The 11,992-nt window shown below is 68.8% G+C and carries 10 protein-coding genes; 9 read left to right on the top strand and 1 reads right to left on the bottom strand.

Features of this window, described 5'->3' with window-relative positions; all coding sequences use genetic code 11:
• Nucleotides 1–56 precede the first annotated feature (56 nt).
• From AC3ANW_RS04590 to AC3ANW_RS04550, 9 genes are all read left to right on the top strand, one after another.
• Nucleotides 57–812, top strand: coding sequence for a GntR family transcriptional regulator (locus tag AC3ANW_RS04590; protein WP_488344024.1), 756 nt, complete (start codon nt 57–59; stop codon nt 810–812).
• A 72-nt stretch (nt 813–884) separates the two neighbouring features.
• Nucleotides 885–1,889 carry a Bug family tripartite tricarboxylate transporter substrate binding protein gene (locus AC3ANW_RS04585; protein ID WP_488344023.1) on the top strand — a complete coding sequence of 335 codons (1,005 nt, stop codon included), beginning with the start codon at nt 885–887 and terminating at the stop codon, nt 1,887–1,889.
• A gap of 14 nt (nt 1,890–1,903) precedes the next feature.
• Nucleotides 1,904–3,403, top strand: a complete 1,500-nt coding sequence (locus AC3ANW_RS04580) for an MmgE/PrpD family protein (protein ID WP_488344022.1) — start codon at nt 1,904–1,906, stop codon at nt 3,401–3,403.
• Nucleotides 3,404–3,415: 12 nt separating this feature from the next.
• Entirely contained in the window at nt 3,416–4,675 is a 1,260-nt protein-coding gene (locus AC3ANW_RS04575; protein ID WP_488344021.1) for a CaiB/BaiF CoA transferase family protein, read from the top strand.
• On the top strand, nt 4,659–5,891 hold the full coding sequence (locus AC3ANW_RS04570; protein WP_488344020.1) for an MFS transporter: 1,233 nt from the start codon (nt 4,659–4,661) through the stop codon (nt 5,889–5,891). Before AC3ANW_RS04575 ends, AC3ANW_RS04570 begins: the two co-directional genes overlap by 17 nt.
• The gene (locus AC3ANW_RS04565; protein WP_488344019.1) at nt 5,888–7,657 is read left to right on the top strand and encodes an acyl-CoA dehydrogenase; all 1,770 of its coding nucleotides are present in this window, start codon (nt 5,888–5,890) and stop codon (nt 7,655–7,657) included. Before AC3ANW_RS04570 ends, AC3ANW_RS04565 begins: the two co-directional genes overlap by 4 nt.
• 9 nt (nt 7,658–7,666) lie before the next feature.
• Nucleotides 7,667–7,918: a hypothetical protein gene (locus AC3ANW_RS04560; RefSeq protein ID WP_488344018.1), complete on the top strand. Its 252-nt coding sequence runs from the start codon at nt 7,667–7,669 to the stop codon at nt 7,916–7,918.
• Nucleotides 7,915–9,303, top strand: a complete 1,389-nt coding sequence (locus AC3ANW_RS04555) for an amidase (protein ID WP_488344017.1) — start codon at nt 7,915–7,917, stop codon at nt 9,301–9,303. The genes AC3ANW_RS04560 and AC3ANW_RS04555 overlap by 4 nt, the downstream gene beginning before the upstream one ends.
• Before the next feature lie 42 nt (nt 9,304–9,345).
• Nucleotides 9,346–10,737: an MFS transporter gene (locus AC3ANW_RS04550; protein ID WP_488344016.1), complete on the top strand. Its 1,392-nt coding sequence runs from the start codon at nt 9,346–9,348 to the stop codon at nt 10,735–10,737.
• A 61-nt stretch (nt 10,738–10,798) separates the two neighbouring features.
• Here the strand turns inward: AC3ANW_RS04550 and AC3ANW_RS04545 are convergent, their stop codons facing one another.
• On the bottom strand, nt 10,799–11,956 hold the full coding sequence (locus AC3ANW_RS04545; protein ID WP_488344015.1) for a GNAT family N-acetyltransferase: 1,158 nt from the start codon (nt 11,954–11,956) through the stop codon (nt 10,799–10,801).
• Between the last annotated feature and the right edge of the window lie 36 nt (nt 11,957–11,992).

The raw sequence follows: 11,992 nt of genomic DNA, 5'->3' as shown, positions 1-11,992 counted from the left end.
AAGGCTTCGACCGGCCAATTGTCAATACGGTTCACCGTCAGTGCGATGATCCGCGGGTGAGCGAACCGACCACCCTCCCCACCGAAAGCGGCCTGCCGCGTTACGCGCAGATCGCCCGCCAGCTGCGAGCCGGCATCCAGGACGACAGCTACCCCATCGGTGCGCGCCTGCCGACCGAAGCAGAGCTGTGCGCCCAGTTCGACATCAGCCGTTTCACCGCCCGCGAAGCGATCCGGACGCTGCTCGACGCCGGGCTGGTCACACGGCGCCAGCGGGTCGGCACGGTCGTCATCGCCAAGCCCGACACCACGCGTTATGCCCAGGATGCCAATTCACTGCCCGATCTGCTGCAGTACGCGCTCGATACCGAACTGCGTTTCGTCTATATCGGCAAGGTTGCGCTGGGTCGTGACCAGGCCCGGGAATTCGGCGTCTCCGCCGAGGAGGAATGGACTTTCGCGCTCGGCATCCGCACGGCGTCCGACGAGGCCGGCCGCGGTCGTCCCATCTGCATCACCCGGCTTTTCCTGAACCCGTCGCTGGAAGGCATCGGCGCGCTGCTGCGCGAACGCCATACCGCCGTGTACGACGTGATCGAACGCAAGTACGGCGTCGGCATCCAGCGGGTCGAACAGGAACTGAGCGGCACCGTGCTGAGCGCCGAAGACGCCGGCAACCTCGGATGCCCGGCGGGAGCGCCGGCCCTGCGCATCCTGCGGCGCTATTTCGACCGCGACGACAGGTTGCTGGAGGTGGCGGACAACGTGCATCCGAGCGACCGCTTCAGCTACCGGATGCATCTCAAGAAGTAGCGCTCCGACAAACCACGATTGACAGCCGGGCCATCGGCTCCTTATATTTGTCCATACAAATAAGGAGACACCATGCGGCTGATTTCATGCGCGCTACGGCGCTGCGTTCCCGTACTCGCCACCACCGCGATGGGGCTGGCGGCCCTCGCGGCCCTGCCGGCCCTGGCGCAAGGTCCCGACTACCCCAACAAGCCGGTGCGCATCCTGACCGGCTTTCCGCCCGGCCAGGCCACCGACACGCTGGGACGCATCATTGCCGTCAAGCTGCAGGAGTCGCTCAAGGAGCAGTTCTACGTGGACAACAAGCCGGGTGCCGCCGGCATCATCGCCACGCAGCAGGCGGCCGGCGCACCGCCCGACGGCTACACCCTGCTGCTGACCTCTTCGGGCCCGCTGGCGGTGAACCCCGGCCTCTACACCAAGCTGCCCTATGACCCGGTAAAGGACTTCGTGCCGGTCGGCGGTATCGCGATCGTGCCGGAGGTGCTGGTGGTGACCAACGACCTCCCCGCCAAGGACGTCAAGGAACTGGTCGCCCTGGCGAAGTCGCAGCCAGGCAAGTTGAACTACGCCTCCGGCGGCGTCGGCGTGACCAACCACCTGGTGATGGAGATGTTCCGCTCGACAGCCGGCATCGAGGTCAACCACATTCCGTACAAGGGCGGCCCCCCGGCCCTGACCGACCTCATCGGCGGCCGGGTGCAGATGATGTTCGAGACCACCGTCGCCACCCTGCCCTTCGTGAAGCAGGGCCGCATGCGGGCACTCGCCGTCAGCAGCCCGGCCCGGGTCGCTGCGGCGCCCGAACTGCCGACCATCGCCGAGCTGGGCTACCCCGGCTTCAGCGGCGTGCCCTGGATCGCCATCATGGCGCCGGCCGGCACTCCGCCCGCCATCGTCGCCAAGCTCAATACCGAGATGAACCGCGTCCTGGCCAGCAAGGAGGTGCGCGACTCCTTCACCGCACAGGGCGTCGAGCCGCTCGTCATGACGCCGCCCGAGCTGGGCGCATTCGTCAAGACCGAAATCACCAAATGGACCAAGGCGGTCAAGGATTCCGGCGCCAAGGCCGACTGAAGGAGACATCACCCATGAGCCATCCGGACACCCCCGAAACCACCGAAACCACCGAAACCCCGGACCACATCGCTGCCACGCTGGCGGGTTTCACCCACCGCCTGCGCCTCTCCGAAGTGCCGGCCGAGGTCGCCGAACGTGCCCGCCACCTCATCCTGGACACCATCGGCTGCGCCCTGGCAGCGCGCCATGAAGACTTCGCCCTGAAGTTCGAGAAAGCGGCGCGCGCCATGCCCGGAGCCGACGTGCCGGCCGCCTGCACCTCGGCGGCCATCGGCTTCGGCCGCCGCCTGCCGCTGCGCGACGCGGTGCAGCTGAACGGCGTGCTGACCCACGGCCTGGACTACGACGACACCCACATGGCAGGTGTCATCCACCTCACCGTGGGGGTTCTGCCTGCGCTGCTCGGCATGGCCGCCGCGCGCGGCGACAGCGGCGCCGACTTCCTGGCCGCGTACATCTGCGGAGTCGAATCCGGCGCACGCATCGCCAGCGTGGTGAAGAGCGGCTTCCACGGGCAGGGTTTCCATCCGACCGCCGTCGTCGGCACCTTTTCCAGTGCCCTCGCCGTGGGCCGCCTGATGGGGCTGGATGCCGACCGGCTGGTCGACGCACAGGGCATCGCCCTGTCGCTGGCCAGCGGCAGCCTGCAGTTCATCGAAGACGGCAGCTGGACCAAACGCATCCACCCCGGCTGGGCTTCGCAGGGCGGCATTGCCGCCGCCACCTACGCGCAGCAAGGCATTCCCGCCCCGAAGGCGCCCTACACCGGCCGATACGGCCTGTACAACAGCTACCTCGACAAGAGTCGACAGGCGGTGATCGACCTGGCGCTGGGCACCGCCGGCATCGGCGCTGATGGCCGCGCCACCACCTGGGAGCTGGAGAACATCGCGATCAAGCCCTTTCCGATGTGCCACTTCGTGCATGCCAGCGCCGACGCGGCCATCGCCCTGCACCGGGCCGGACTCGACCTGTCGCAGGTGCAGTCGGTGGAAGTGGCGGTGCCGGCGGGCGTGGTGCAGGCGGTGTGCGAGCCGATCTCCGGAAAGCGCCGCCCGGCCAGCGACTACGACGCCAAGTTCAGCCTGCCCTACGCGGTCGCCAGCGGGCTCCTGCGCGGAAAGCTGGGGCTGAGGGAACTGGAGCCGCAGGCTTTCGGCGACCCGCAGGCCCGCGCGCTGATGGACCGGATCGACTACGTCGAAGACCCGGCTTCCACCTTCCCGCGCCATTACAGCGGCGAGGTGCGCCTGCTGATGCAGGACGGCAGCCGCCGCGTGCACCGCGAAGCGGTCAACCGCGGCCATGCCGAACGGCCCTTAAGCAATGCGGAAATCCGCGAGAAGTTCTTCGACAACGCCACCCTGCATTTCCCCCGTGCACATGCCGAAGCCGTCTGCGAGCAGATCCTGGCGCTGGACCGCATCGCGTCCGTCGCGAGCCTGGAAACGCTGCTGGCCACCGAGCCCACCCAACGCAGCAGCAGCCCCGCCGCAGCACAACACGCCTGAAGGAACCACCCGATGTCCACGCCTTCCCAAACCCTTCCGCTGGCCGGCCTGCGCGTGCTGGCCGTCGAGCAATACGGCGCCGGCCCCTTCGGCACCTCCTACCTGGCCGACCTCGGCGCAGAAGTCATCAAGATCGAGAACCACAAGGACGGCGGCGACGTCGGCCGGGGTGTCGGTCCGCATTTCTTCGGCGAGCAGGACAGCCACTTCTTCCAGACCTTCAACCGCAACAAGCGCAGCGTGACGCTGGACCTGAAGCACCCCGAGGGCATGGCCGCATTCCGGGCGCTGGCGGCCGGCGCGGACGCGGTGCTGGACAACCTGCGCGGCGACTTGCCGGCCCGCCTGGGCCTGACCTACGCCGCGCTGAAGGACGTCAATCCCAAGCTGGTCTGCACCCATCTCTCGGCCTACGGCCGCGAAGGCTCGCGCACCGCCTGGCCGGGCTACGACTACCTGATGCAGGCCGAAGCCGGCCACATGACCCTGACCGGCGAACCCGACGGCCCGCCGACCCGCTACGGCCTGTCCATCGTCGACCTGATGACCGGCCTGGCCGCCGCCTTCGCGCTGCTGGCCGGCGTGACGCGCGCCCGCCAGACCGGTCTCGGCCTGGACATGGACACCTCGCTTTTCGACGTGGCCCTGCACAACCTCAACTACCCCGGCACCTGGTACCTCAACGGCGGCACCGTCACCGGCCGGACCGAGCGCAGCGGCCACCCGAGCCTGGTGCCCAGCCAGCTCTACCGCACGCAGGACGGCTGGCTCTTCATCATGTGCAACAAGGAGAAGTTCTGGCCCATCCTGGCGCGGGCCCTGGGGCATCCGGAATGGATCACCGACCCGGAACTGGAGAACTTCAAGGTACGCCTGAAAAACCGCGCCAGGGTCACCCAACTGCTGGACGACGCGCTCATGCAGGCGCCCACCGCTACCTGGATCGAGCGCCTCGCGGGTTCGGTGCCGGTGTCGCCGGTGTTCGACGTGGCGCAGGCGCTGGACAACCCTTTCGTGCACGAACGCTCCGGCGTTCTCGACTACGCCTACGGCGACGGGAAGGCCGCGCGCATGGTCGCCAACCCCATCCGCGTGCCGGGCATGACGCTGCCGATGCGCGCCGCACCGCGCATGGGCGCCGACAACGACGTGTTGCTGCGTGAAGCCGGCCTGGACGACACGGCCATCGCCCGCCTGCGCAGCCTGGGCGTGATCGCGGATCGCGCTCCCGAAGCCGAAACCGCCGCGCTGGAAGATGCAGCCAACGCCTGAACAACCGACCCGCTTCGTCGAGCGGGCGACGCTGCCTATCACCCTGCTGGTGCAGGCCGCCGCCTCGGCCGCCATCGTGGCGCCGGCGGTCGCCGCCAGCGGCCTGCCGGTGGCGCAGCGCGTGGGGCCGTCGGCGGTCGGCATCTTCATCGCCATCGTCTATGCCGCAGCCATGCTGTCGAGCCAGTGGGCCGTGCCCATGGTGCGGCGGCTGGGGCCCATCCGCACCAGCCAGATCGCGCTGGCGCTGTGCGCGTTCGGCCTGGCGGTGGTCGCCCAGCCCCACGCATGGGCCGCCGTCACCGGTGCCGCATTGCTCGGCCTGGGCTACGGGCCGGTCACGCCGGCCAGCTCGGAAATGCTGGCCCGCACCACGCCGCCGCACCGTTTCGCGCTGGTCTTCTCACTCAAGCAGACCGGCGTGCCGCTGGGCGGCGCCATCACCGGCATGACCGTGCCTGGCGTGCTGGGCCTGGCCGGGCCGGGCTGGGCGCTGGGGCAGATCGGGCTGCTGTGCCTGCTGGGCATCCTGCTGGCGGCGCTGCTGCGCCGGCAGGTCGATGCCTTTCGCCAGGCCGACGCGCCGCTGCCCACGCTGGCCGGCGTGCTGGTGCCGATCCGCTTCGTGCTGGCCGACCCGCTGCTGCGTCGCATCGCCCTGTGCACCATCGCGCTTTCGGGCGCCCAACTGAGCCTGGGCACCTACGCGGTCGCCTTCCTGCACCACGACCTCGGCTGGACGCTGGTGGCGGCGGGCGTCGGCCTGACGGTGGCCCAGACCGCCGGCATGGTCGGACGCATCGCCTGGGGCATGGTGGCCGACCTGCTGAACGACGGCGCGCGCCGCATGCTGCAGCTGCTGTGCGTGGCCACGCTGGCCTGCGGCGTGGCCGTGGCCCTCCTGAAGCCGGGTGCGCCGCAGTGGCTGGTGATGGCGCTGATGACCGCGTTCGGCGCTACCGCCATCGGCTGGAACGGCGTCTACCTGGCGATGGTGGCGCGCGCCGTGCCACGGCCGCAAGCCGCCATGGCCACCGGCGGCAGCCTGTTCTTCACCTATCTGGGCGTGGTCATGGCGCCGCCGCTGTTCGGCGCCGTGGCCACGCTCACCGACTCCATCGGCCTGTCTTTCGGCCTGCTGGCGATACCCCTGGCCGCAGGCGCCTGGCTGCTGCGCCCCGCGCCGGAAGCACTCATCCAAGGACACACACCATGACTTACCACGCGCCCGTGCGCGACATGCTTTTCGCGATCGAACATATCGCCGGCCCCGATGCCCTGGCCGCCGCACCCGGCGGCGAGGATGTCGATCTCGACACCGCCCGCGCCGTATTGGAGGAATGCGCGCGCTTCAGCGAAGGGGTCATCGCCCCGCTGAACCGGTCCGGCGACCTGAAGCCCGCCGCCTGCACCGACGGCCGGGTCACCGCCTCGCCGGGTTTCGCCGCCGCCTACAGCGCCTTCGCCGACGGGGGCTGGCAGGGGCTGCAGCACCCGGAGGCCTACGGCGGCCAGGGGCTGCCACGCACGCTGGCCGCCGCCTGCGCCGAGATGTTCCACGGCGCCAGCCTGAGCTTCGCCCTGTGCCCGATGCTGTCGGACGGCGCCATCGAGGCGTTGCTGGTGGCCGGCAACGAAGAGCAGCGCGAGGCCTACCTGCCCGCGCTCATCGCCGGCCGCTGGACCGGCACCATGAACCTGACCGAGCCGCAGGCCGGCAGCGACCTGTCGCAGGTCCGGACCCGGGCCGAGCCCCGGGCCGACGGCAGCTATCGCATCTTCGGCACCAAGATCTACATCACCTACGGCGACCACGACATGGCCGCCAACATCGTCCACCTGGTGTTGGCCCGCACGCCCGGCGCGCCCGAGGGCGTGAAGGGCATCAGCCTGTTCCTGGTGCCGAAATTCCTGCCGACTGCTGACGGTGCCGTCGGCGCCCGCAACGACGTGCGCTGCGTCAGCCTGGAGCACAAGCTGGGCATCCACGCGTCGCCGACCGCCGTGCTGCAATTCGGCGACGACGGCGGGGCGGTCGGCTGGCTGGTCGGCGAAGAGCGGCGCGGCCTGGAGACCATGTTCATCATGATGAACGCGGCCCGTTTCGCGGTCGGCATCCAGGGCATCGCCATCGGCGAGCGGGCCACCCAACAGGCCCTGGCCTTCGCCCGGGAGCGAGTCCAGGGACGCCCGGTGGATGCAACGCAGGCGGGCGCCGTGCCCATCGTCCACCACCCGGACGTGCGCCGCATGCTGATGACGATGCGCGCGCTGACCGAAGGCGGCAGGGCCATTGCCGTCTGCGCTGCCGCCGCGGCCGATCGTGCGGCCCGCCAAGGCGACTCGCAGGCCCAGGCGCTGCACGAGTTCCTGGTGCCGCTGGTCAAGGGCTTCTGCACCGAGTCCGGCAACGAGGTCGCATCGCTGGGGGTGCAGGTGCACGGCGGCATGGGCTTCATCGAAGAGACCGGCGCAGCGCAGCACTTCCGCGACGCCCGCATCCTCACCATCTATGAAGGCACCACCGCCATCCAGGCCAATGACCTCGTGGGTCGCAAGACCCTGCGCGACGGAGGCGCGGTGGCGCGCCGCGTGCTGGACGCCATCGCCGCCACCGAGGACGAACTGGCCGCTGCCGGCGGGCCCTGCACCGCCATGCTGCGCGGACTGAAGCGCGCCCGGGAAGCGCTGGCGGAAGTCGTCGGCTTCGTGCTGCAAAACGGCAAGTCCGACCCCGGCGCGGTGTATGCCGGCGCCGTCCCCTACCTGATGCTGGCGGGCTGCACCGTCGCCGGCTGGCAACTGGCGCGCGGGCTGCTGGCCGCGCAGGCGGCACTGGCGCGCGGCGAGGAGACGGCCTTCATGCAGGCCCGGTCGGACACCGCGCTGTTCTACGCCGCTCACATCCTGCCGCGCTGCAGCGCCTGGTCCCTGGCCATCCTGGAGGGCGCCGACAGCGTTCGCCCGGATGTGCTCGTCTGAGGAGTCACCATGAACGGAACGAACAAACTCGAAGTGCCCCACGAACGGGCGCCCTCGGAGATCGACGTCTGGTGCGCGGCCGCCGCCGGCACCACGGGCGCCGCCATCGGCGAGGCCGCCCGGGCGGACGCCGTGCACGGCGCCGCCCGCGTCCTCGCCGCCGCCGATGCCAGTGCCGCGCGCGCCTTGCAGTGGAATACGCCGCTGCTTCCCATCGGTGCCGTGCTACAGGGTGCCGCGCACACCGGATCCACGCCATGAACGTGATCGCCACCACCCTTGCCGACACGGCGCGGAAGATCGCCGACGGCGACCTGTCTCCCACCGCCGTGGCCGGGTCGTGCCTGGATGCCGCCGAGCAGTTCGAGGGCACCGCCTTCGTGCGCCTGCGCCGCGACCGTGCACTGGCCCAGGCCGCCGAAGCACAAACTACGACCGGCACCGCGCTGCGCGGCATACCGATAGCCCACAAGGACATGTTCCACCGCCAGGGCGAACTCAGCGAATGCGGCAGCCGGATCCTGAAAGGCTTTCGGCCCGACACCACCGCCACCGTGCTGGCACGGCTGGATGCGGCCGGCGCGGTCGACATCGGTGCACTGCACATGGCCGAGTTCGCCATGAGCCCGACCGGCTTCAACGCGCAACTGGGCCACGGCCGAAACCCCTGGTCGGCGGCGCACGTCAGCGGCGGCTCGTCCAGCGGCAGCGGCGTGGCGGTCGCGGCGGGATTGGTGTGCGCGGCGCTCGGCTCGGACACCGGCGGCTCGGTGCGCCTGCCGGCCGCCATCTGCGGCGTCACCGGCATCAAGCCGACGCAGCACCGGGTGTCGGTACACGGCGTGATGCCCTTGTCGCCCAGCCTGGACTGCGTCGGCTTCCTGGCGCCCAGCGCCCGCGATTGCGCCCGGCTGCTGTCGGTGGTGGCGGGCGCCGACCCGCTGGACCCGTCCTGCCTGGCACTGCCACCCGAAGATTTCGAGGCCGGTCTCGATGCGCCGCTGGCGGCCGGAACCGCCATCGCCGTGCCCGAGTTGCCGGACAACGCGCCGGCCAGCGACGAGGTGCGTGCGCAACTGGCCGAGGCGGTCGAAGTGCTGCGCGCCGCCGGGGTGACGGTGCGGCGCGTGCCGCTGCCCGACCTGGCCGAACTCGGCGCCCTGTGTTCCCTGGTGCTGGGCGCCGAGGCCGCGTCGGTGCACCGGCACTGGCTGGCCTCTCGTCCCCAGGACTACGGCGACCAGGTACGAAGACGCATCGAGCGCGGCCTGCTGTACCCGGCGGTGCGTTATGTCGATGCGCTGCGCCTGCGGCCGGTTCTGCTGCGCCAGTTCCTGGACGCCTGCCTGCCGGGCGATACCGCCGCGCTGGTGTTGCCGGTGCTGCCCTACGCGGTGCCCGGCATCGCGGAAACCACGCTCGGCAGCGAGGCGGAAGTGGAAGCGCGGTTCGGCAATTTTTCGTACTGGACACGCGCCATCAATTACCTGGGCCTGCCGGCCCTGGCCGTGCCGGTGGGTGTCACCGGAAACGGCTTGCCGAATGGCCTGCAGCTGGTCGGCCGGCCCTGCGGCGAGGCAGCGCTTTTCCAGCTCGGCCACGCCTATCAGCAACGGACCGCCTGGCACCTGAGAAGAGCCGCTTAGGCGCGCCACGACGACCAGACCGATCACAAGGAGACAAAAATCATGACAACCCCATCCGCCAACGCGGGCCCCCGCCTGGACCGCCTGCCTATCGGCAGATTCCACTGGAAAATCCTCGGCCTGATCGGCGCCGGCGCCCTGCTGGACGCGTTCGACGTCTACCTGGCCGGCGGAGTGCTGGCCGCGACCCTGGCCGAGGGCTTCTCCACGCTGGAGACCAACGCCCTCTTCATCTCGGCAGGCTTCCTGGGCATGCTGATCGGCGCCGGCCTGGCCGGCTGGGTCGGCGACCGCTACGGCCGGCGGGTCTCCTACCAGACCAACCTGGCGTTGTTCGGTGCGGCTTCACTGCTGGCGGTGTTTGCGCCCAACATGGCCAGCCTGGTGTTCTTGCGTTTCTTGATGGGCATCGGCCTGGGCGCCGAGCTGGTGGTGGCCGCAGGCACGTTGTGCGAGTTCATCCCGCCGGCTTACCGGGGCCGCTGGATTTCGCTGCTGGGCATGATCATCAACTCGGGTCTGCTGCTGGCGACCGGCGTCGGTTATTTCGTGATCCCGAACCTGGGATGGCGGTGGATGTTCGCCATCGCCGGCCTGGGCGCACTGCTGATCTGGGCCATGCGCAAACGAATGCCCGAGTCGCCGCGCTGGCTGGAAGCGGTCGGCAAGACCGAAGAGGCAAAACAGACACTGGCCGGGATCGAGGCCGAAGTGCAGGCCGGCCGGGGCGGCCTCCCCTTGCCGCCGCCCGGTCCGGCCCTGCCGGCGGCCGTTGACGCGGTGCCGCTTTCGGCGCTGTTCGTCGCCGGAACACGCGGCCGCATCGTGGTGGCTTCCCTCATCTGCATGGCCATCAACATCTCCATCTACGGTTTTGTGGCGTGGCTGCCGACCTTCTTCGTGGCGCAGGGCCTGACCGTGGTGAAGTCGCTCGGCTTCACCACCTTGATGGCCATCGGCGGCCCGGCAGGCGCGCTGCTGGGTTACCTGCTGGGCGACCGCGTCGGCCGGCGTCGCGGCATCATCGGCTTCGCCGTGCTCTCGGCCCTGCTGGGCATGGTCTACACCCAGATGTCGACCGCCACCGGCATCACCATCACCGGTTTCGCCCTGGTGACGAGCCTGTACACCATCGTGACCCTGGGCCTGTACGGCTACATTCCCGAGATGTTCCCGACCCGCCTGCGCCTGCGCGCCACCGGCTTCGCCAGCATGTGCGGCCGGGCCTCGGCCATGGCCACGCCTTACCTGGTGGTGGTGCTGCACGGCCTTTTCGGCGTGACCGGCGTGCTGGGCATGGTGATCGGCGTGCTGCTGGTGCTCGTCGCCGCCATGCTGCTGCTGGGCGTGGAGACCAACCAGGAGACGCTGGAAGCGCTGGAGACAACGCCGAACCGGCCTCGCGCCCTCCAAGGCGCGGCAGCGAACACGTGACGCCCCAGGACCGCTTCAGTTGCCACCTTTCGCCAGTCGGCCGGCGGCCTGAAACAGCCCTTCAGCCCGCATATCGCTTCCGCGTCTTGACCGCCCACTCGACCAGACGGCCGCGACGCGATGCGCGTGCGAAGTGGCTGTCCTGGTAGGTCACTGAAAACGGACCCCAGCGGGTTTTCGACACGTCGGTGCCGATGGACAGGTTGGCATTGACCACGCCGTTGGCAATGCACCATTTGAATGTCTCGGCCAGCAAGGTCGTCATGACGCTGAGGCGGGCGTAATCGGGGTCGTATCCCGAGTAATACAGATACATGTCCGTGCCGCAGTAAAAACCCAGCCGCATGGCGACGAACCGGCCATCGACGCGCAGGCAGAACAAATGCGGACAACGCTTGCCGCCGACGCCCATTCCCTCTATCGCGGCTCCGATAAACCGCCGATGCGCTGGCGAGGCGAAATAATCGGGGTGCGTTACCGAGGATTGCATGCCAGCGGCGCGCAGCGAATGCAGGCGATAAAACTCCGGAAGAATATTCCTGATGTCCTCCACCTGATCGAAGACGACCAGCTCATGCTGCAAGTCGAGCCGCGCGAGCGAGTTGTAGCAATGCCTCAGCGATTCCTTGATATTGCGTTTGAGGCCACTGCGGAACAGGTCCCAGTCGCCTCGCAGCGGCAGCACGTAATTGGAAATCTGCCGGCTTCGAATCGCCTTGAGGTGCCCGTGTTTTGCGCTGACAGCCTCAACCTGAGCAGCCGGCCCGATCAGTTGCACCATCGTGGGCGCGTTTTCCCGATTCGCCAGAAAACGCAGCACGCTGTCGAGTACCAGCGGAACATACTCGGGCAAAGCCAATGGCGTGCGAATTTCGGACAGATTCCGGTCCGCGCCAAACGGCCGGAGATAACGCAGAGTCAGGTATTTTTTCAGTCCGACATGCGTTTCGAACAAGGGAAATACCGCGACCAGCCGGCCGGCATCGAAAAATGCCAGGACACGCAAGACGTCTCGTCTGACCCACTTCCGACTGGCAAAAACGGTCCACCAGGCAAGATTCCACGCAAATGTCTGAAAAGGCAGAAGTCCGTCGCCGACTTCGTCCTCCAGGCCTCGCCAGGCGTCCTCCAGAAGCAGAACCTCTTTCAGCGTCGTCAGCTGGCGGATCTCGATGTCTTGCGGGCGGCCATGACAATGAAAGGACTCCTGGAACGACACATTGTTTCGCGCGTGTAAAAATCGTAATCATCGCAC

Source organism: Xylophilus sp. PBN-3R, assembly GCF_057747805.1.
Note: the sequence above shows the minus strand (reverse complement) of the source record. Positions and strands in the feature narration are given on the sequence as shown.